The organism is Sulfitobacter indolifex, from assembly GCF_022788655.1.
Lineage (GTDB): Bacteria > Pseudomonadota > Alphaproteobacteria > Rhodobacterales > Rhodobacteraceae > Sulfitobacter > Sulfitobacter indolifex.
Genome location: NZ_CP084951.1, coordinates 497,292 through 518,892, shown reverse-complemented (window position 1 = coordinate 518,892; position 21,601 = coordinate 497,292). Strand labels below are relative to the sequence as shown.

The 21,601-nt window shown below is 56.7% G+C and carries 12 protein-coding genes, 2 tRNA genes and 3 rRNA genes; 1 reads left to right on the top strand and 16 read right to left on the bottom strand.

What is annotated here, in order from left to right:
• Positions 1-396: 396 nt before the first annotated feature.
• Complete coding sequence (locus DSM14862_RS02480; protein ID WP_007118825.1) at positions 397-1,200, top strand: putative rhamnosyl transferase; 804 nt, start codon at positions 397-399, stop codon at positions 1,198-1,200.
• Here DSM14862_RS02480 and DSM14862_RS02475 read toward each other — a convergent pair.
• The 16 genes from DSM14862_RS02475 to DSM14862_RS02400 form a co-directional block, all read right to left on the bottom strand.
• Entirely contained in the window at positions 1,173-2,060 is an 888-nt protein-coding gene (locus tag DSM14862_RS02475; RefSeq protein ID WP_007118824.1) for a DMT family transporter, read from the bottom strand. The two genes, DSM14862_RS02480 and DSM14862_RS02475, sit on opposite strands and share 28 nt — an antisense overlap.
• A gap of 170 nt (positions 2,061-2,230) precedes the next feature.
• A complete protein-coding gene (locus tag DSM14862_RS02470) occupies positions 2,231-2,635 on the bottom strand; it encodes a response regulator (RefSeq protein WP_007118823.1) in 405 nt (134 codons plus the stop codon).
• A 184-nt stretch (positions 2,636-2,819) separates the two neighbouring features.
• On the bottom strand, positions 2,820-7,070 hold the full coding sequence (rpoC, locus tag DSM14862_RS02465) for a DNA-directed RNA polymerase subunit beta' (protein WP_007118822.1): 4,251 nt from the start codon (positions 7,068-7,070) through the stop codon (positions 2,820-2,822).
• 94 nt (positions 7,071-7,164) lie between these two features.
• The gene (gene rpoB, locus DSM14862_RS02460) at positions 7,165-11,301 is read right to left on the bottom strand and encodes a DNA-directed RNA polymerase subunit beta (protein ID WP_007118821.1); all 4,137 of its coding nucleotides are present in this window, start codon (positions 11,299-11,301) and stop codon (positions 7,165-7,167) included.
• Between the two features lie 245 nt (positions 11,302-11,546).
• Positions 11,547-11,918 carry a 50S ribosomal protein L7/L12 gene (rplL, locus tag DSM14862_RS02455; RefSeq protein WP_007118820.1) on the bottom strand — a complete coding sequence of 124 codons (372 nt, stop codon included), beginning with the start codon at positions 11,916-11,918 and terminating at the stop codon, positions 11,547-11,549.
• 74 nt (positions 11,919-11,992) lie between these two features.
• On the bottom strand, positions 11,993-12,508 hold the full coding sequence (gene rplJ / locus DSM14862_RS02450) for a 50S ribosomal protein L10 (protein WP_007118819.1): 516 nt from the start codon (positions 12,506-12,508) through the stop codon (positions 11,993-11,995).
• 271 nt (positions 12,509-12,779) lie between these two features.
• Positions 12,780-13,478: a 50S ribosomal protein L1 gene (gene rplA / locus DSM14862_RS02445; RefSeq protein WP_007118818.1), complete on the bottom strand. Its 699-nt coding sequence runs from the start codon at positions 13,476-13,478 to the stop codon at positions 12,780-12,782.
• A 1-nt stretch (position 13,479) separates the two neighbouring features.
• Positions 13,480-13,905: a 50S ribosomal protein L11 gene (rplK, locus tag DSM14862_RS02440; RefSeq protein WP_007118817.1), complete on the bottom strand. Its 426-nt coding sequence runs from the start codon at positions 13,903-13,905 to the stop codon at positions 13,480-13,482.
• A gap of 145 nt (positions 13,906-14,050) precedes the next feature.
• The gene (gene nusG / locus DSM14862_RS02435) at positions 14,051-14,584 is read right to left on the bottom strand and encodes a transcription termination/antitermination protein NusG (protein ID WP_007118816.1); all 534 of its coding nucleotides are present in this window, start codon (positions 14,582-14,584) and stop codon (positions 14,051-14,053) included.
• 208 nt (positions 14,585-14,792) lie between these two features.
• On the bottom strand, positions 14,793-14,990 hold the full coding sequence (secE, locus tag DSM14862_RS02430; protein ID WP_007118815.1) for a preprotein translocase subunit SecE: 198 nt from the start codon (positions 14,988-14,990) through the stop codon (positions 14,793-14,795).
• Positions 14,991-15,066: 76 nt separating this feature from the next.
• Positions 15,067-15,702, bottom strand: coding sequence for a hypothetical protein (locus tag DSM14862_RS02425; RefSeq protein WP_131541667.1), 636 nt, complete (start codon positions 15,700-15,702; stop codon positions 15,067-15,069).
• 241 nt (positions 15,703-15,943) lie between these two features.
• Positions 15,944-16,058 (bottom strand): 5S ribosomal RNA (rrf, locus tag DSM14862_RS02420).
• 121 nt (positions 16,059-16,179) lie between these two features.
• Positions 16,180-19,013, bottom strand: a 23S ribosomal RNA gene (locus DSM14862_RS02415).
• Positions 19,014-19,422: 409 nt separating this feature from the next.
• Positions 19,423-19,499: transfer RNA gene (locus DSM14862_RS02410), tRNA-Ile, on the bottom strand.
• Positions 19,500-19,662: 163 nt separating this feature from the next.
• Positions 19,663-19,738 (bottom strand) — tRNA-Ala (locus DSM14862_RS02405).
• A gap of 148 nt (positions 19,739-19,886) precedes the next feature.
• Positions 19,887-21,350: ribosomal RNA gene (locus DSM14862_RS02400) — 16S ribosomal RNA — on the bottom strand.
• The 16S, 23S and 5S rRNA genes sit together here with 2 tRNA genes alongside, the layout of an rRNA operon.
• Positions 21,351-21,601 lie beyond the last annotated feature (251 nt).

The window sequence follows — 21,601 nt, the reverse complement described above, 5'->3', positions numbered from 1 at the left end:
GGATATATCCCCGTATCGCTCAGATTTTGTACACGGGGGATCCCCCATGCGGCTAAATTCGGTTACTTCGTGCGTCCACAAAGCAAATTGACCGCAACGTTCCCGTACCGAGGAAAACGACGCGGTGGGTTAACAGAGGATCGGGCCAGTAGTAGGCCGGATCGTGACCACTTGAGTTATGAGTTCGGATTGGCAGAGCGGCCTCCACCTCCGAGATAGCGGGCGTATAGGACGTTGCGCGGGGGCTGTCAACAGCAGGGCCCGGCCCGGCGCTGTCCAGAGCAGAGGATCGCGTGCTCTGGATGCGCCATGTGGCCCCTTCCATCGCAGAGCCCCCTTGCCAGCGGCTGCCCCCTGTCGCCATATTCGTCGAAGTTTTCCTTGAGGGGCAATACCATGCAAGCCATCGGCCTGTGCCGTTTTTCTTACCCCGCCCTTGGTGGATTTCAGGTGGGCCACGACACCACCGAGGAACGCATCGCTTATCTCTATGACGAGGCCCGGCTCGAAGAACGCTTCAGCCTGCTGGAAACGGTCGCCCTGCCCTGCCTCAAAGCGCAGACCGATCCGGACTTCTCCATGGTCTTTCTGATCGGAGACCAGTTTCCTGCCCAACATGCTAAGCGGCTCGAATCGCTTTTGTCGGACCTGCCTCAGGCGGTGATCCACCGCGAGCCGCCGCGCCAGCACCGAGAAGTGATGAAAGAAGTGCTAAACGCCGCACGGATCAACCCCAAGGAGCCTTGCCTGCAATTTCGCTATGACGATGACGACGCGGTCTCGGTCGATTTTATCGCCCGGCTGCGGCGTACGGTTGAGGACAGCGCGGGCCTTTTGAAAGATCAACGCTCCGTCGCGTTCGACTGGCCCAAGGGGTATATCGCGGAATTCGGGCCGGACGGCATCCGCGCGGCAGAAGTGTTTCGGCCCCTGAATGTGGCTGCACTGGCGATGTATGTCAAAGGCGGCAGCCCGGTCACGATCATGAACTTCGCCCATGATAAACTGCCGAGGTTCATGCCCTGCGTCAGCCTTCCCGACGCGGCGATGTTTGTGCGCAGCCACAACGGTTCAAACGATTCGCGCCAAGGGCTTGCCCGACATGTAGAGGTCGCCCCGCTTGATGCCGAAGGCGAAGCGCTGTTTCGCGAGCGCTTTGCCATCGACGCGGATCAGGTGCGCCGGACCTTCTCAGCCTGAATTTTGAGCGCGCGTTCGCGGTAAAGGGTGAAGACCCCCGTGGCCACAACGATCCCCGCGCCGATCATGGTCAGGGTGCCCGGCCAGTCGCCAAAGATGAACCAGCCCAGCAGCAGCGCCCAGAGCAAACCAGTGTAGCGAAACGGCGCCACAAATGCGACGTCGCCGACCCGCATGACCTGGATCGAAAAGAAATACCCGCCAAGCACGAAGACCCCAGACCCGCCAATCAGCACCGCCAATGAAGGGGTCACCGGCGCCCATGGCGCGCTGAGCGACGCGAACCCCGCCGCCGTCATGACCGACAGCGCAGTGATCAATGTGACCGTCATCGAGGGCACCGCAGGGGACAGGGCGCGGGTCGAGAGGTCTCGGACCGTCACGCAGAGCACCGCAATCAGCACGTAGATTGACCAGATGTTGAACCCTTCGGCCCCCGGTTTGACGATCAGCAAGACACCACAGAAACCAATGCCAATCGCCACCAACCGCCGCCAACCTACCGCCTGCCGCAACACCAGTGCCGCGGCCAGCGTGACGGAAAGCGGCACGACTTGAAGGATCGCGGTTACGTTGGCCAAAGGCATGTTGAACAGGGCCGTGAGGAAAAAATAGGCCGCAGCAATCTCGGCCACGGAGCGCAGGCCGATCACCCGCCAGTCCCGCGCCTCAAGCCGGAAATCGATGCGCCCCAGTTGGCGGCTGAGGGCAAGGATCAACACCGTCGTCGTTGCCCCCCGCAGAAACAACAGTTGAAACAGCGGCAACGCCCCGTCGGTCATCTTGAGCAGCGTGTCGTTAAACGTGAAACAAGCCATCGAGGCGATCATCAGCAATGCGCCGATGGTATTGGGGGACATGAAATCGCTCCGGGAAAAATGGGCGCGGCTTATGCTGGTGCCGCTCCGGAATGACTGGCAGCGGGCACGGGGGCTGTCAAGAACGGCGGTTGTCACGAACGGCGGCTTGTACCGCCCTCTGCGATTAGGCAGGTGCGCGGGGCGAAAGACGGCGCAGCGGCTGTGCGCCCCTACTGATTAGAGGCCTGCGCCAAGGGCTGTTGCTGACTGGCCAGCAGATTGCGGACCGTGCTGCGCAGAAACCCCGGCTCGACGGGCTTTTGCATCACCGTAGCGGCCAGATCGCGGAAAGCGTCATAAACCTCTAGATCGCGGGTGCGACCGCTCAGAAAGATGATCGGCGTTCCGGCAATCGCTGGGTTCTCGCCAAAGCGATGCGCCAATTCCAAACCGCCCATATCGGGCATGGAGATATCACTGATGATCAAATCGGGCTTCAGGTCATTCACCACAGCCAGCGCGTCGCGGGCGTTCAGGCAAGAGACGAAAGTCAGCGATCTGTCGTCAGAAAAGATCATCTTTACCAATTCCAGAATGATCGGATCATCGTCGATATGTAGAATGCGGGACGTCATTTGAATGAACCTCACGACGGTTAAGCTTTTGCAAACTTATTGCGACTATGTGGCGGATGTAAGGCTACAGCGGCATTATCCGGGCCATCTTGCCGGCATTGTGCTTTCGATATTGTAGCGCGGCACAAAAAAGCCCCCGCAGTTTTCACTGCGGGGGCTTTTGATTTTCAACTTAAACCTGCGATCAATCGCGGCTCTCGTCGTCACCGACCGGCGTGTTGAACACATCGCCACCGACGATGTCTTCCTCGGCAGAAGGCGTCGGCGCAGCCAGAGCGGCAGCGGCTTCGGCTTCTTCGCGGCGCGCTTCGATCACGACGTTGTCGCGGTCTGTCGCCACTTTGCGCATCTGCTGGGTCGCCCCACCAGTACCCGCTGGGATCAGACGGCCGACGATGACGTTCTCTTTCAGACCGACCAGTTTGTCCCGCTTGCCCTGAACCGAAGCTTCGGTCAGCACGCGCGTTGTTTCCTGGAAGGACGCGGCAGAGATGAAGCTGCGGGTTTGCAGCGACGCCTTGGTGATGCCCAGAAGGATCGGTTCGCCCTTGGCAGGACGGCCACCCTTCGACAGCGCCTTTTCGTTGGCCTGATCGAATTCCTGCTTGTCGACGTGTTCACCCTTAAGCAGCGTGGTGTCGCCGCTTTCTTGGATTTCCCACTTCTGCAGCATCTGACGCACAATGACTTCGATGTGTTTGTCGTTAATCTTCACACCCTGCAGGCGGTAAACGTCCTGCACTTCGTCAATCATGTATTCGGCCAAGGCTTCGACGCCCATGATCGCCAGAATGTCGTGGGGCGCGGGGTTGCCGTCCATGATGTAGTCACCCTTCTGCACGAAGTCGCCTTCGGCAACGGGGATGTGTTTCCCCTTGGGCACCATGTATTCAACCTTCACGTCCGGATCATCCGAGCTTTCGATCGCGATGCGGCGTTTGTTCTTATAGTCTTTGCCGAAGCGCACATAGCCGTCGATTTCCGCGATGATGGCGTGGTCTTTGGGGCGACGTGCCTCAAAGAGTTCGGCCACACGCGGCAGACCACCGGTAATGTCCTTGGTCTTGGCACCTTCACGCGGGATACGCGCGATGATGTCACCCGCTTGGATTTCGGTCTGATCCTCGACGGACAGAACGGCATCCACAGACATCGGATAGGTCACCGGGTTGCCCGCGTCGTTGCGGACCGGCTCACCATCGTCACCAACCAGAATGATCTCAGGCTTAAGCTCGTTGCCCTTTGGGGCCGCGCGCCAGTCGATCACGATCTTCTGGGTCATGCCTGTCGCATCATCGGTGTCGTCTTTGACAGCGATGCCCGACACGAGGTCGACGTACTTCGTCATACCCGCTTTTTCAGCGATGATCGGCAGGGTGTAGGGATCCCATTCAAACAGCTTGTCGCCGCGTGCAATGGTATCGCCATCCTTGACGAACAGCTTGGTGCCGTAACCGACCTTGTGGCTGGACCGCTCATCACCGCTTTCGTCAACGATCGACAGCTTCATGTTCCGGCCCATGACGAGGATCTCGCCCGAGCTGTTTTCCAACGTCATAGCGTTTTCGAACACGATTTTGCCGGACTGGCTGGCCTCTTGGAAGGACTGCTGGCCACCCTGCGCAACGCCGCCGATGTGGAATGTCCGCATCGTCAGCTGTGTACCCGGTTCACCAATCGACTGGGCCGCGATGATGCCGACGGCCTCACCTTGGTTGACCAGCGTACCGCGTGCGAGGTCACGACCATAGCACATCGCGCAGACGCCTTCTTCGGCCTCACATGTCAGCGGGCTACGGATACGGGCAACCTGAACGGCCGCTGCATCAATCGCATCCGCCATGCGTTCGTCGATGAGACCACCGGCGGGCACGATAACTTCTTCGGTGCCTGGTGCCAGAATGTCATCCGCCGCAACACGGCCCAGCAGACGCTCGGCCAGCGAGGAGACGACTTCGCCGTCGTTAACCGCTGCTTCAGCCGTAATCGCAGTCTCAGTACCACAGTCATGCTGACGCACGATGCAGTCCTGTGCCACGTCCACCAGACGGCGTGTCAGGTAACCGGAGTTCGCTGTTTTCAAAGCGGTATCCGACAGACCCTTACGGGCGCCGTGTGTCGAGTTGAAGTACTCAAGAACGGTCAGACCTTCTTTAAAGTTCGAGATGATCGGCGTCTCGATGATGTCGCCATTCGGCTTCGCCATCAGACCGCGCATCCCGCCCAGCTGTTTCATCTGCGTGACCGAGCCACGCGCACCGGAGTGGGCCATCATGTAGACCGAGTTCGGCTCTTTCTCGGAGCCATCCTCGTGGTAGGTGATGGCCGAGATGGAGCCCATCATCGCGTCGGTGACCTTGTCGTTACACTTCGACCAAGCATCGACGACTTTGTTGTACTTTTCGCCCTGAGTGATCAGGCCGTCCATGTACTGCTGTTCAAAGTCCTTCACCTGCTCGCGGGTCTCTTCAACCAGCGGCCATTTGGAGTCTGGGATCAGCATGTCGTCTTTGCCGAAGGAAATGCCCGCTTTGAAAGCTTCGCGGAAACCCATCGTCATGATCTGGTCACAGAAGATAACCGACTCTTTCTGACCGCAATAACGGTAGACGGTGTCGATGACCTGCTGCACTTCTTTCTTCCGCAGCAGACGGTTGACCAGGTCAAACGGTGCTTTGGCGTTCAGCGGCAGAAGCGCGCCAAGGCGTACGCGACCGGGGGTCGTGTCGAAGCGCATCATCACTTCGTTGCCTTCGGCGTCGATCTGTTTGATCCGGGCTTTGATCTTGGTGTGCAGGTGAACTGCACCGGCGTCGAGGGCGTGCTGCACCTCATCAACCGACCCAAAGACCATGCCTTCGCCAACCATGCCTTTACGCTCGAGGGTCGTGTAGTACAGACCCAAGATCATATCCTGCGATGGCACGATGATCGGTGCGCCGTTTGCAGGCGACAGAACGTTGTTCGTGGACATCATCAGAACACGCGCTTCCAGCTGGGCTTCCAGCGAGAGCGGCACGTGAACGGCCATCTGGTCACCGTCGAAGTCAGCGTTAAAGGCCGAGCAGACGAGCGGGTGAAGCTGGATCGCTTTACCTTCGATCAACACGGGTTCAAACGCCTGAATGCCAAGACGGTGAAGTGTCGGCGCGCGGTTCAGCATGACGGGGTGTTCGCGGATCACCTCATCCAGAATATCCCAAACCTCGGGACGCTCTTTTTCGACCAGCTTTTTCGCCTGTTTCACGGTCGAGGACAGACCTTTGGCCTCCAGACGCGAGTAGATGAAGGGCTTGAACAGCTCCAACGCCATCTTCTTGGGCAGACCACACTGGTGCAGCTTGAGCTCCGGACCAGTCACAATGACCGAACGACCGGAGAAGTCGACGCGCTTGCCCAAAAGGTTCTGACGGAAGCGACCCTGCTTACCTTTCAGCATGTCCGAGAGCGACTTCAGCGGGCGCTTGTTGGCACCGGTGATGACGCGGCCACGGCGGCCGTTGTCGAACAGAGCATCGACGGATTCCTGCAGCATCCGCTTTTCGTTGCGGACGATGATGTCAGGCGCGCGCAGTTCGATCAGACGCTTCAGACGGTTGTTCCGGTTGATCACGCGGCGGTACAGGTCGTTCAAGTCAGACGTCGCAAAACGGCCCCCATCCAGCGGCACCAACGGGCGCAGCTCTGGCGGGATCACCGGGATCACGGTCATGACCATCCACTCGGGACGGTTACCCGACTCGAGGAACGACTCGACCACTTTCAGACGCTTGATGATCTTCTTGGGCTTCAGCTCGCCTGTCGCCTCTTTCAAGTCGGCGCGCAGGGTTTCAGCTTCGGATTCCAGATCAATCGCCGCCAGCATTTCGCGGATCGCTTCGGCACCGATGTTGGCGGTGAAAGCGTCCATGCCATAGGCGTCTTGGGCGTCCATGTATTCTTCTTCGGTCATCATCTGACCGTACTGAAGGTCTGTCAGGCCCGGCTCGATCACAACGTAGTTCTCGAAGTAGAGAACGCGTTCCAGATCACGCAGGGTCATGTCCAGCATCAGGCCGATGCGCGAAGGCAGCGACTTGAGGAACCAGATGTGCGCGACTGGCGAGGCCAGTTCGATGTGGCCCATACGCTCACGACGGACCTTTTGCAGCGTCACTTCGACACCACATTTCTCGCAGACAACGCCGCGATACTTCATCCGCTTATATTTGCCGCAAAGACATTCGTAATCTTTGATCGGGCCAAAGATACGCGCACAGAACAGGCCGTCCCGCTCAGGCTTGAACGTACGGTAGTTGATGGTTTCCGGCTTTTTGATCTCGCCGAAGGACCAGCTGAGGATCCGCTCGGGCGAGGCCAAAGAGACCTTGATTTCGTCAAACGCTTTTTGCGGCGTCAGCGGGTTGAACGGGTTGTTTGTCAGTTCCTGGTTCATTTTCAGATCCTTGAAAGGGGTGCGATGGGAGGGAGGGGCGCCGTTCTCTTGAGAAGAAAACGGCCAGGAATTTTCAGAAAATTCCGTTTATGCCTCACTCATCCTCCTCTGCATCCAGGAGTTCCATATTCAGGCCGAGGCCGCGCACTTCCTTGACGAGAACGTTAAAGCTCTCTGGAATGCCCGCTTCGAAGTTATCCTCGCCCTTAACGATGCTTTCATAGACCTTGGTCCGGCCCGCGACGTCGTCCGACTTGACGGTCAGCATTTCCTGCAATGTGTAAGCGGCGCCGTAAGCTTCGAGAGCCCAGACTTCCATCTCACCAAAGCGCTGGCCACCGAACTGTGCCTTACCACCCAGCGGCTGCTGTGTGACGAGCGAGTACGGCCCTGTCGAACGTGCGTGGATTTTGTCGTCCACCAGGTGGTGCAGCTTGAGCAGGTACTTGACGCCGACGGTCACGGGGCGGGCAAACTGCTCACCTGTACGACCATCGAACAGCACCGACTGACCAGACGTGTCGAACCCGGCCCGCTTGAGGCTGTCGTTCACGTCCGCTTCCTTGGCACCGTCAAAGACCGGCGTGGCGATTGGCACGCCGCGGCGCACGTTGTCGGCCACTTCAAGAAGCGTGTCCTCGTCCATGCCGGTAATGCCCTCTTCGTAGACATCATCGCCGTAAGCCAGCTGCATTGCTTCACGCACAGGTGTCAGATCGCCGGAGCGCTTATACTCTTGCAGCGCCTCGTCGATGTTGATGCCCAGACCGCGTGCGGCCCAGCCCATGTGTGTCTCAAGAATCTGACCGACGTTCATCCGCGATGGAACACCCAGAGGGTTAAGGCAGAAGTCGACCGGGGTACCATCGGCGAGGAACGGCATGTCCTCCATTGGCACCACTTTCGAGATTACACCCTTGTTCCCGTGACGACCGGCCATCTTATCGCCCGGCTGCAGCTTACGCTTCACCGCCACGAACACTTTGACCATCTTCATCACACCCGGGGGCAGATCGTCACCACGACGGACTTTTTCGACCTTATCCTCGAAACGTGCATCCAAGGTCCGTTTCTGGATCTCATACTGCTCGTTCAGGGCTTCGACGATCTTCGCGTCATCCTCGTCCTCAAGAGCCAGCTGCCACCACTGACCACGGGTCAGGGTTTCCAGCAGTTCCTCGGTGATCTGGCTGTTCGCCTTCACGCCTTTCGGGCCTTTGACGGCGATTTTGCCAAGGATCATATCCTTGAGACGCGCGTAGATGTTGCGGTCGAGGATCGCCAGCTCGTCGTCCCGGTCACGGGCCAGACGTTCGACTTCCTCACGCTCGATCTGCAGCGCACGCTCGTCTTTCTCAACGCCGTGACGGTTGAAGACACGCACTTCGACAACAGTGCCGAAATCGCCCGGCTTCACACGCAACGAAGTGTCGCGCACGTCAGAGGCTTTCTCACCAAAGATGGCACGCAGAAGCTTTTCTTCTGGCGTCATCGGGCTTTCGCCCTTCGGTGTGATCTTACCCACAAGGATGTCGCCCGGCTCCACGTCCGCACCGATATACACGATACCGGCTTCGTCGAGGTTGCGCAGAGCTTCCTCGCCGACGTTGGGAATGTCGCGGGTGATTTCTTCTGGCCCAAGCTTCGTGTCACGGGCGGCGACTTCGAATTCCTCGATGTGGATCGAGGTGAAGACGTCGTCTTGGGAAATCCGCTCGGAGATCAGGATGGAGTCTTCGTAGTTGTAGCCATTCCACGGCATGAAGGCGACGACGACGTTCTTGCCGAGCGCCAGCTCCCCCATGTCGGTCGACGGACCATCAGCGATGACCTGACCTTTGGTGACCTTCTCGCCCACTTTCACCAGCGGACGCTGGTTGATGCAGGTGTTCTGGTTCGAGCGCTGGAATTTGCGCATGCGGTAGATGTCCACACCCGCGTCGCCCAACTCAAGGTCTTCGGTGGCCCGGATCACGATACGGCTGGCATCGACTTGGTCGATGATACCCGCGCGGCGTGCCATATAGGCAGCCCCGGAATCGCGCGCCACAACTTCTTCGATGCCGGTGCCGACGAGCGGCGCTTCGGCTTGCAGAAGCGGTACGGCCTGACGTTGCATGTTCGAGCCCATGAGAGCGCGGTTGGCGTCATCGTTTTCCAAGAAGGGGATCAACGATGCGGCGACCGAGACCAACTGCTTGGGGCTAACGTCGATCAGGTCCACGTTTTCCGTCGGGGCCAGCGTGTAGTCGCCGGACTGACGGGTCGAGACCATCTCGTTCACGAACTTCATGTTCTCGTCGAGGTTGGCGTTCGCCTGTGCCACGGTGTGACGCATTTCCTCGGTCGCGGACATGTAGTGCACTTCGTCGGTGACGATGCTGTCTTTGACAACGCGGTAAGGCGTTTCGATGAAGCCGTATTTGTTCACGCGGGCAAAAGTGGCCAGCGAGTTGATCAGACCAATGTTCGGACCTTCCGGCGTTTCAATCGGGCACATCCGACCATAGTGGGTCGGGTGAACGTCGCGGACTTCAAAGCCCGCACGCTCGCGGGTCAAACCGCCGGGTCCAAGCGCCGAGAGGCGACGCTTGTGCGTCACTTCGGACAGCGGGTTGGTTTGGTCCATGAACTGCGACAACTGCGAAGAGCCGAAGAATTCACGCACCGCAGCCGCTGCCGGCTTGGCGTTGATCAGGTCTTGCGGCATCACGGTGTCGATCTCGACGGAGGACATCCGCTCTTTGATCGCGCGCTCCATGCGCAGCAGGCCAACACGGTACTGGTTTTCCATCAATTCGCCGACCGAACGCACACGACGGTTGCCGAGGTGGTCAATGTCGTCGATGTCGCCACGGCCATCGCGCAGGTCAACCAGCGCTTTGATACAAGCAACGATGTCGTCACGGTCCAGCGTGCGCTGCGTGTCAGGCTTTTCAAGCGCCAGACGCATGTTCATCTTCACGCGGCCAACAGCCGAAAGGTCGTAACGCTCGCTATCAAAGAACAGCGTGTCGAAAAGCGCGGAAGCGGCCTCAACGGTGGGCGGCTCGCCCGGACGCATGACGCGGTAGATGTCCATGAGCGCGGTGTCGCGGTTCATGTTCTTGTCCATCGCCATGGTGTTACGCATGTAGGGGCCGACGTTGACGTTATCGATGTCCAACAGTGGAATCTCGGTGATGCCCGCGTCGATCAGCTCCTTCGCGGTGCCACCGATCAGCGTGCCGTCTTTGTCGTATTCCAGCGTCAACTCGTCACCGGCTTCGACGTAAATCGCGCCGGTTTCTTCGTTGATGATGTCACGCGCAACAAATTTGCCAACGATATGATCGAAGGGCAGCAGCAGGTCTTTGACCTTGCCTTCGTCGAGCAGCTTTTTGACGGCCCGAGGCGTAACCTTTTTGGTTGCCTCGAACAGGATTTCGCCGGTGTCCGCGTCTACCAGATCATAGGTCGGACGGGTGCCGCGCACACGATCGGGGAAGAAGGGTGCAACCCAGCCCTTGTTCTTCTCAAGCTTGTAGGTGACGGTTTTGTAGTAGGCGTCCATGATCGCCTCTTGGTCCAGCCCAAGGGCATAGAGCAAGGTTGTCACAGGCAGCTTACGGCGACGGTCGATGCGCGCATAGACATTGTCTTTGGCGTCGAACTCAAAGTCCAGCCAGGAACCGCGGTATGGGATGATGCGGCAAGCGAACAAGAGCTTGCCCGAAGAGTGGGTCTTGCCCTTGTCGTGGTCAAAGAACACGCCCGGCGAACGGTGCATCTGGGATACGATCACACGCTCGGTGCCGTTCACGACAAAGGTGCCGTTCGGCGTCATCAAGGGCATGTCGCCCATGAACACGTCTTGCTCTTTGATGTCTTTGACCGACTTCGCGCCGGTGTCTTCGTCCACATCAAACACGATGAGGCGCAGCGTCACCTTGAGGGGCGCGCTGTAGGTCATGTCACGCTGCTGACATTCCTCAACATCGTATTTCGGCTTTTCCAGCTCGTACTTGACGTACTCAAGCACGGAGGTCTCATTAAAATCTTTGATCGGGAAAACCGACTGGAAAACGCCTGTGATACCTTCACCATCGGTGGGGGTCTCGGCGTCGCCGGAATTCAAGAACAGATCGTAAGAGGATTTCTGAACCTCAATGAGGTTCGGCATCTCCAGCACTTCGCGGATTTTGCCGTAATATTTACGCAGACGTTTCTGGCCAAGGAAGGATTGTGCCATGTGTCGTGTCACCTTTCGTGTCTCTTGCCGAGCGCATCAACCACCGGGGCCGTGGTGCGCGCCCATAAGAGCGGAAAATCCGGGTCAATTCTTGGAATGCGTCCCACCGCATCCCTTCCGACCATGGACCTCTCCAGAGAAATACTCCGCCGGGCGGAACATTCGTCAAAACAGGTCAGGCTGGACAGGAAAACTCCCGTCCAGCCCTTGTTCATGCGTGGTGCACGTTGCCGCGCACCTCTGGCTTAGGCCAGCTCGACTTCGGCGCCAGCTGCTTCCAGCTTGCCTTTGATCTCTTCGGCTTCGGCTTTGTCGACGCCTTCTTTGATCTTGCCACCGGCTTCGACCAGGTCTTTGGCTTCTTTCAGGCCGAGACCTGTGATGCCGCGGACTTCCTTGATCACGTTGATCTTGGATGCGCCGGCGTTCTTCAGAACGACGTCGAATTCGGTCTTTTCTTCTTCGGCAGCGCCGCCATCAGCAGGACCAGCCATCATCACTGCGCCGCCAGCGGCGGGCTCGATGCCGTACTCGTCTTTCAGGATGGTTTTCAGTTCTTGTGCTTCAAGCAGAGTCAGACCAACGATGTCTTCTGCCAGTTTTTTCAGATCAGCCATGTTTAGCTCTTTCCGTTACGATATGTGTGTTCCAACGCGCGTGTTCAACCCGAGCGCCGGCTTGACGATATGCCTTACGCAGCCGCCTTGTCCTCGATCGTGGACAAGATGGATGCGATGTTGCTTGCAGGTGCGCCAATGGCCCCGGCGATGTTCGAAGCAGGTGCGCCGAGCATGCCCGCGATGGTGGAGATAAGCTCCTCCCGCGAAGGCATTTTCGACACGGCTTCGACACCAGCGGCGTCCAACGCGTTCTCACCCATGGAACCACCGAGGATCACCAGCTTTGGGTTTTCCTTGGAGAATTCCTGAGCAACCTTGGCCGCGGCCACAGGATCCTCAGAATAGGTCAGAACGGTCATACCCGTCAGAAGGTCAGCGATGCTTTCGCATGGCTTGCCCTCAAGGGCGATCTTGGCGAGCCTGTTTTTGGCAACACGCACGGCCCCACCGGCTGCGCGTGCGCGCGCCCGAAGGTCCTGCATTTCGGCAACTGTCAAACCGACGTAGTGGCTAACCACAACGACGCCAGAGCTTTCAAAGATCTGGCCGAGTTCGTCGACCAGCTGTTCTTTTTGTGCTCTATCCACAGTTTCACTCCAAATTTGGGGGTTGCCCCCCGGCTCAGTTCAGGATGCGATCTTTTGCATCCCATTCGGGTCCAATGTCAGGGTCCCGGCCAAAACCGCCCGAAGGCAGAATTTTTCCGGTTTCCCATCTCAGGAAGGAATTATTCAGGCTGACGCCCAAACCCTCCGTCTCGGACAGACGCGAGGACCGATCTTCTGGCCCTTGCGTATCTGGCGGCCGAAGCCGCCAAATTCGGGTCGTAAGGTGGGAGGTTGGCCCCACCCCACTAGATCACTCGGCGGTTGCGTTCTCAACAGCGACCGACACGCCTGGGCCCATTGTGGAGCTCAGGTTGATCTTTTTCATGTATGTGCCTTTGGCACCGGCTGGCTTGGCTTTGGACACCGCGCCAACAAAGGCACGGATGTTTTCGGCCAGCTTGGCTTCGTCGAAGGACAGTTTGCCAATGCCTGCGTGGACGACACCGCCCTTTTCGGCTTTAAACTGAACTTCACCGCCCTTAGCCGCTTTCACGGCGTCAGCAACGTCCATGGTCACGGTGCCAACCTTGGGGTTCGGCATCAGGTTGCGGGGGCCAAGCACTTTACCCAGACGGCCAACGATCGGCATCATGTCAGGTGTCGCGATGCAACGATCGAAGTCGATCTTGCCGGACTGCACGGATTCCATCAGGTCTTCTGCGCCAACGATATCTGCGCCAGCCTTTTCGGCTTCTTCAGCTTTCGCGCCACGGGCGAAGACAGCAACGCGCATGGTTTTGCCGGTGCCGTTTGGCAGGCCGACAACACCGCGAACCATTTGGTCTGCGTGGCGTGGGTCAACACCGAGGTTCATCGCGATCTCGATGGTTTCGTCAAACTTCGCGTTTGCGTTTGCTTTGATGAGGCTTACCGCTTCTTCAACGGTGATCTCTTCTTTGCCAGCAAAGGCTTCACGGGCGGCGCGGGTGCGTTTACCAAGTTTTGCCATCTTACTTCACCTCGATGCCCATGGACCGGGCGGAGCCCAGGATGATTTTCATCGCCGCTTCCACGTCGTTCGCGGACAGGTCGGCGGCTTTTGCTTCTGCGATCTCGCGCAGCTGCTTGGTGGTCACGGTGCCAACGGTTTCACGCGAAGGCGTTTTCGCGCCAGAGTTCACCTTGGCCGCTTTTTTCAGGTAGTAGGACGCCGGGGGCGTCTTGATGTCCATCGTGAAGGACTTGTCCTGATAGTAGCTGATCACGGTCGGGCAAGGGGCGCCCGGCTCCAGGTCTGCAGTCTTGGCGTTGAACGCCTTGCAGAATTCCATGATGTTAATGCCGCGCTGACCGAGAGCCGGACCAACGGGCGGGGACGGGTTTGCTTGACCCGCTTTAACTTGCAACTTCATCGTACCGACGAGTTTCTTGGCCATCTGACCATTCTCCTTTCAACACCCTTGGAGCGCGCCCCGCGGGATCTTCGTTGCGTGGTCCGGATTGGGCGCCGCGGCGCCCTCGCCTCCCACAATGACCGACACCCTCAGGCACCGGGATGGCGGGGCGAACCCCGCCTCACACTCAGATCTGCTTGTTGACCTGCGTGAATTCCAGTTCGACCGGGGTTTCCCGGCCAAAGATCGAGACCGACACCTTGAGGCGCTGGTTGTCCTCGTCGACCTCTTCGATCATGCCGTCGAAATCCTCGAACGGACCGTCGGCAACCTTGACCTTTTCGCCGATCTCGAAGTGGATCAGCGTGCGTGGGGCTTCTTCGCCTTCCTGCACACGACCCAAGATCGCCTGAACTTCGGCATCGCGCATCGGCATCGGGCGGCCTTGTGGGCCCAAGAAACCGGTGACGCGGTTGATCGAGTTGATCAGGTGGTAGCCCGCGTCGGACATTTCCATATGCACCAGCACATAGCCGGGCATGAAGCGACGCTCGGTTGTCACCTTCTTGCCGCGCCGGACCTCGATCACCTCTTCGGTGGGCACCAGCACTTCGTCAATCTGGTCTTCAAGTTCCTGCTCAGCCACGGATGCGCGGATCTGCTCGGCGATCTTCTTTTCGAAGTTCGACAGGACACTGACCGAATACCACCGTTTTGCCATCTGAACTCTGGTCCCTGTCTTGCCATGCGGGCTGCCCCGGCATGTAAATTCGTAAATCACACGAGGCGATGGCCCCGCAACATCTGAACAAAAAATCGGCGCGCAACTCGAATCGCCGCACGCCCCTTTTCAGGTCAGGTCTGCGCAATAGCCCGCGCAGACGCAGGTTTCAAGGGTGTAAACATAAAATCACCCAAGCGGGCGATGCTTAGCCGAACATCCCAAGGATCTGCTGCAAACCGCCGCGGATCAAAATATCAACAATTGCGAAGAAAACCGCAGTCAAGGCAGCGAGAATGAAGACCATCACAGTGGTCAGCATCACTTCGCGCTTGGTCGGCCAAACAACCTTGGCAACTTCGGTGCGAACCTGCTGGATGAACTGAAGTGGATTGGTGGTGGCCATGACTACTTTCCCTATTAGCGGATTGGGCGGATGTAACGGGTCCGTCGTCTAGTTTCAAGACTACATCGCGCTGCGGCTAGGCTTCGGAGTTGCGCAGACTGTCAAAGCGGCGGTCAAGGGCTTCATCATGGCGCAAGTCAGCTGCGGCCATTTCGCCAAAGTCTGGCAGATAGAGCCCATCAACCGTCCCTTCCGGGAATCGGTCAAGAACGGCGTCCCATCTCATCGCAAAAGCATCCAATCGTGCGTGTATCCGCGCCGCCCGCTCTGGCCGACGCCCGGCATACCAGCGTCCAAGCGCCATCGCACGTTGCCAAAATCCGTCATAGCCAAGCGCCAGGAACACCCCAAGCGTGATGAACACCATAAGAAGGATAAGACCGAGCACCAGCCAAGGGCGGAGAACAACCAGCAAGGCAAGCACAGCGAGCGTGATCATCCTCGGCGATGGACGCCAATTGGGAAGTTTCGATACAGCACGTTTACGAGATTTTGCTTTGTCGGACTCTGGCTTTGACAAGTCAGGAAATGCCCCGCGCCCTAAGGGGCGCGTTTTGACCAAAGATGTCTGCGACGCCCCTGAAGGTTCTACTTCATTGTCTCTGGGCGATCTAACAACATCAGCCGCACCACCACTCCCCACGAGGTTGCGGATCGCGGACAGCGACGCTGGATCTAAATCCGGTGCTTTCGATTGCGGTGAATTGTTCATCTCAGTCTCTCTACGCAGTTGCCAAAGAGTTACCGAGCCTTTGCGCCGTAGATTAGACGGAAAGTTGACCGATATTGGGCAGGGTCAAGCGGATGGCAGGCCGCCGGCTGCGTAACCGGGCGTCATATCGCGATCAAAAAGAACCCACCCCCCCAAACGCAAAACCGCCGCTGCGTGTTTTGCAGCGGCGGTTTTGTATTTGTGTCATCGTTGAGAGATACTGATGTGAGGAACTTATTAGGTTTGGCGATGACCTACTCTCCCACGTCTTAAGACGCAGTACCATCGGCGCTACGGCACTTAACGGCTGGGTTCGGGATGGGACCAGGTGTTTTGCTCGCGCTATGATCACCAAACCAAATAAATTCCTCACGCGCTTTGGGCTGATGCGCAAAGCGTTGTTAATTCCAAGTCGAGTACAACTGATTGTATGTGTATGCTTTTGATTGATAAGTTGAAGTCTTGCTTCTACTGGATCAAATCAAGCCTATCGAGCAATTAGTACCAGTCAACTGAACGTGTTACCACGCTTACATCTCTGGCCTATCGACGAGGTGGTCTACCTCGGCTCTCAGGGATACCTTGTTTTGAGGGGGGCTTCCCGCTTAGATGCCTTCAGCGGTTATCCTGTCCGATCATAGCTACCCAGCACTGCTATTGGCATAACAACTGGTCCACCAGTGGATCGTTCACCCCGGTCCTCTCGTACTAGGGGCAACTCCTCTCAAGTATCCTACACCCACGGAAGATAGGGACCGAACTGTCTCACGACGTTCTAAACCCAGCTCACGTACCTCTTTAAACGGCGAACAGCCGTACCCTTGGGACCTGCTCCAGCCCCAGGATGAGATGAGCCGACATCGAGGTGCCAAACACTGCCGTCGATATGGACTCTTGGGCAGTATCAGCCTGTTATCCCCGGCGTACCTTTTATCCGTTGAGCGATGGCCCTCCCACTTGGGACCACCGGATCACTATGGCCGTCTTTCGACTCTGCTCGACTTGTCAGTCTCGCAGTCAGGCTGGCTTCTGCCATTGCACTCAACGAGCGATTTCCGACCGCTCTGAGCCAACCTTCGCGCGCCTCCGTTACGATTTAGGAGGCGACCGCCCCAGTCAAACTACCCGCCACACAGGGTCCCGGAACCGGATAACGGTCCGCGGTTAGACATCAAGCAGAACAAGGGTGGTATCTCAAGGGAGGCTCCACCGAGACTGGCGTCTCGGTTTCAAAGCCCACCACCTATCCTGCACATGTTCGGCCTAATGCCAGTGTGAAGCTGTAGTAAAGGTGCACGGGGTCTTTCCGTCTAACCGCGGGTAACCGGCATCTTGACCGGTAATTCAATTTCGCTGAGTCTATGTTGGAGACAGCGGGGAAGTCGTTACGCCATTCGTGCAGGTCGGAACTTACCCGACAAGGAATTTCGCTACCTTAGGACCGTTATAGTTACGGCCGCCGTTTACCTGGGCTTCAATTCAGAGCTCTCACCCCTCCTTTTAACCTTCAGGCACCGGGCAGGCGTCAGACCCTATACGTCGTCTTACGACTTCGCAGAGCCCTGTGTTTTTAATAAACAGTCGCCACCCCCTGGTTTGTGCCCCCAGCCTCTAGTTGCCTAGAAACCGGGCCTCCTTCTCGCGAACTTACGGAGGTATTTTGCCGAGTTCCTTCAACATAGTTCTCTCAAGCGCCTTGGTATTCTCTACCTATCCACCTGTGTCGGTTTAGGGTACGATCTAGCGATGGAGCTATTTCCAGGGACCTCTAAGCAGCCCATTCAATCCGATAAGGATGAACTACCCTCGAGATCCGTCACTTCCATCTGGCCCAGGAATATTAACCTGGTTCCCATCGACTACGCCTTTCGGCCTCGCCTTAGGGGTCGGCTTACCCTGCTCAGATTAGCTTTAAGCAGGAACCCTTGGATTTTCGGCGAGAGTGTCTCTCACACTCTTTGTCGCTACTCATGTCATCATTCTCACTAGTGATCTCTCCACCGGATCGCTCACGCGCCAGCTTCACAGAAAGCTCCTTGTGTCCAACTCACCCCGAAGGATGATAAGGACACATGGAACTATGTCACACTACGCTCTGCTACCATGCAATAAATGCATCCTCAGCTTCGGCTCATGGCTTGAGCCCCGTTACATCTTCGCCGCAAGACAACTTATTTAGACCAGTGAGCTGTTACGCTATCTTTAAAGGATGGCTGCTTCTAAGCCAACCTCCTGGTTGTTTTGGTCGTCTCACCTGCTTTCCCACTTAGCCATGAATTAGGGGCCTTAGCTGGAGGTTAGGGTTGTTTCCCTCTTCACGACGGACGTTAGCATTCGCCGTGTGTCTGCCGACTAGTACTCACCGGTATTCGGAGTTTGGTTAGGATCAGTAAGCCTGTGGGGCCCCATTACCCATCCAGTGCTCTACCCCCGGTGGTATTCGGTCGACGCTCTACCTAAATAGATTTCGCAGAGAACCAGCTATCTCCGAGTTTGATTGGCCTTTCACCCCTAGGCACAGCTCATCCCGATCTTTTTCAACAGATGTGGGTTCGGTCCTCCAATAAGTGTTACCTTATCTTCAACCTGGCCATGCCTAGATCACTCGGTTTCGGGTCTGATCCCACGAACTCAACGCCCTATTAAGACTCGCTTTCGCTACGCCTACACCTAACGGCTTAAGCTTGCTCGTGAGACCAAGTCGATGACCCATTATACAAAAGGTACGCTGTCAGGACGCAAGGTCCCTCCAACTGATTGTAGGCGTTCGGTTTCAGGTACTGTTTCACTCCCCTCGTCGGGGTGCTTTTCACCTTTCCCTCACGGTACTGTTTCACTATCGGTCAGTAAGGAGTACTTAGCCTTCGAAGGTGGTCCTCCGATCTTCAGACAGAATTTCACGTGTTCCGCCCTACTTAATACGTCCAATCATGCTTCTTATACGGGACTATCACCCACTCTGGTTGCGCATTCCAACGCATTCTAACCACACTCATGGCTCGGCTGGTCCCCGTTCGCTCGCCGCTACTAGGGGAGTATCATATTGATTTCCTTTCCTCCGGGTACTTAGATGTTTCAGTTCCCCGGGTTTGCCTTTTTAAGCCTATATATTCAGCCTAAAAATACCTGGTTTACCAAGTTATTAGCTGATCCGAAGATCAGTAATAACAAAGTATCAGGTGGGTTGCCCCATTCAGAAATCCATGGATCAAAGCTTATTCTCAGCTCCCCATGGCTTATCGCAGAGTATCACGTCTTTCATCGCCTCTTACTGCCAAGGCATTCACCAAACGCCCTTTTCGCGCTTGATTTGATCCAGAAAAAGCAAGACTTAGCGTCTCGCGCGAAGATCAGAAGCTGGTAAGAAACTGATCCTCTTATCCTGTATCAAAAGCATACTTTTACCCGCCCAGACTAGCGTCTGGACAAATGAGCGATGCAGATAGCGAACCGTCCGTGCAGGAGGCCCGCGTCATCGCTCTGGTTAGTGTACTTGACTTGGACAACATATTCGTTTCAGTCGCGATATGCCTGATAGGCCGAGGAAACAGCCATTCAAACACCGGCCCCGAAGGGCAGCAACCGAGATCATCCCCTAACGCGGGGCGATCAAACATGTTGTTAGTATCTCTCTTTACGATGTCAATTCGTCTGCGAAACAGACGTTCAAACACACTGTATGTGCTTGAAGGTATGTTCCGTGTGCCATCCGATGGGGGATGGTGGGTCGAGGAGGACTTGAACCTCCGACCTCACGCTTATCAGGCGTGCGCTCTAACCACCTGAGCTACCGACCCGGTGTGCGCCGGAGGCGCGCACGTCGCACAAACAGCATATTGCGAAGCAATGTGCGAGTTGTGCCAGCGTGTGATAGTAAGACCTGGTTTGTGGCTGGCCTGCCCTTCTCATCGTTGCTGCGCAACGACTGCCAGGGCGACGCCTTTTGCTCTGCAAAAGGCTTGGTGGAGCCTAGGAGGATCGAACTCCTGACCTCCTGAATGCAAATCAGGCGCTCTCCCAGCTGAGCTAAGGCCCCAAACTTTTGAGACCTACGCGTTCAGCGCAGGACCTATTTTCTGAAGAGATATGAGGACGGCTCGGTTCTAAATATGGCCGGCTTTGTATGCCGACCTGCTAAGTGTTCCATGAGATGAGCAAGCTCATCTGGCTAGGAACATCCTTAGAAAGGAGGTGATCCAGCCGCAGGTTCCCCTACGGCTACCTTGTTACGACTTCACCCCAGTCGCTGATCCTACCGTGGTCCGCTGCCTCCTCGAAAGGTTGGCGCACGGCCGTCGGGTAGAACCAACTCCCATGGTGTGACGGGCGGTGTGTACAAGGCCCGGGAACGTATTCACCGTGGCATGCTGTTCCACGATTACTAGCGATTCCGACTTCATGGGGTCGAGTTGCAGACCCCAATCCGAACTGAGACAGCTTTTGGGGATTAACCCATTGTCACTGCCATTGTAGCACGTGTGTAGCCCAACCCGTAAGGGCCATGAGGACTTGACGTCATCCACACCTTCCTCCCGCTTATCACGGGCAGTTTCCTTAGAGTGCCCAGCCGAACTGCTGGCAACTAAGGATGTGGGTTGCGCTCGTTGCCGGACTTAACCGAACATCTCACGACACGAGCTGACGACAGCCATGCAGCACCTGTCACTGCGTCACCGAAGTGAACGCCCGATCTCTCGGGTTAGCACAGGATGTCAAGGGTTGGTAAGGTTCTGCGCGTTGCTTCGAATTAAACCACATGCTCCACCGCTTGTGCGGGCCCCCGTCAATTCCTTTGAGTTTTAATCTTGCGACCGTACTCCCCAGGCGGAATGCTTAATCCGTTAGGTGTGTCACCGAACAGTATACTGCCCGACGACTGGCATTCATCGTTTACGGTGTGGACTACCAGGGTATCTAATCCTGTTTGCTCCCCACACTTTCGTACCTCAGCGTCAGTATCGAGCCAGTGAGCCGCCTTCGCCACTGGTGTTCCTCCAAATATCTACGAATTTCACCTCTACACTTGGAATTCCACTCACCTCTCTCGAACTCAAGACCAGGAGTTTAAGAGGCAGTTCCAGGGTTGAGCCCTGGGATTTCACCCCTTACTTTCTGATCCGCCTACGTACGCTTTACGCCCAGTAATTCCGAACAACGCTAACCCCCTCCGTATTACCGCGGCTGCTGGCACGGAGTTAGCCGGGGTTTCTTTACCAGGTACTGTCATTATCATCCCTGGCGAAAGTGCTTTACGATCCTAAGACCTTCATCACACACGCGGCATGGCTAGATCAGGCTTGCGCCCATTGTCTAAGATTCCCCACTGCTGCCTCCCGTAGGAGTCTGGGCCGTGTCTCAGTCCCAGTGTTGCTGATCATCCTCTAAAACCAGCTATAGATCGTAGACTTGGTAGGCCATTACCCCACCAACTATCTAATCTAACGCGGGCCGATCCTTCTCCGATAAATCTTTCCCCCGAAGGGCGTATGCGGTATTACTCACCGTTTCCAGTGGCTATTCCGCAGAGAAGGGTACGTTCCCACGCGTTACTAACCCGTCCGCCGCTAGACCCGAAGGTCTCGCTCGACTTGCATGTGTTAGGCCTGCCGCCAGCGTTCGTTCTGAGCCAGGATCAAACTCTCAAGTTGAAATGATCTTACGATCATATCCTTGACGTCGAACCTCTGCACATCGACCTGTATCCCTTACTGAAAGATACAAGCCATTCTCTGTTTGTTGTGCTTGAGACTACAAAGTAGTCGAAAGCCGTCCAAACAGTGAAGCTGACACTCTATCATCGGACATAAGCCCTAAGAGCGCGATATACAGACGTTGATCCATCGAATGAACCAAACCGCCCACATATCTCTTCAGATATCAAATTTTCAAACAGCGTTGA